The 573-nt window shown below is 64.0% G+C and carries 2 protein-coding genes; both read left to right on the plus strand.

What is annotated here, in order from left to right; all coding sequences use genetic code 11:
- A partial coding sequence (locus AC1DWT_RS51790) for a hypothetical protein (RefSeq protein WP_477926344.1) occupies window positions 1-320 on the plus strand: 320 nt, incomplete at its 5' end.
- Window positions 321-362: 42 nt separating this feature from the next.
- On the plus strand, window positions 363-573 hold a 211-nt coding region (locus AC1DWT_RS51795; RefSeq protein WP_477926345.1), incomplete at its 3' end, for a hypothetical protein.

The following is a 573-nucleotide window of genomic DNA, read 5'->3' on the forward strand; positions in this document are numbered from 1 at the left end:
ATCTCCGCATGTACGGACTATTCATCAAGAACCCCTCGTTCCACGCCGAGGAAGAATGGCGGCTACTACGGTTCAACGTCGATCCCGACCTGGCGGACCTCAGGTTTGCCCCCGGCCGGGACGGTGTGCGCACCTTTCTGCCTTTCACGATCCTCGACGAGGGGCCGCACTCTCAGTTCTCCGAACGCCCCCGCCCCTCTCTACGAACCGGCCCGACCACCCTGCCCGGTACCGCGACCTATGCCAGCACACGACTCCTCGAGAAGTGGGTAGGTGCTGGGAATACCGATGTCTTCCACACCCGTTCCAGTTTCCGCTGACGGGATAAGTCGCTGACCGGCGCGGAGTCTCACGGGAAACACATGTCCCGTCACACCCAGTTCCCCCAGCGTGCCGTCGAGTCCGTGAGCGGCGTGGGTGGCCCGATCCACCAGCTGGGCCTGGGATCGCGTCTTCTCGTCCAGGTGCTGTGCGTCACCACGCGCCGCCGACAGAGACTTCGACCGGATCGGGTCGCGGAGCTGACTCCCAGGACGAGCAGAGTCGACCGAACACCCGGGCATAACCAGAACA

Source organism: Rhodococcus sp. P4_B6, assembly GCF_056402215.1.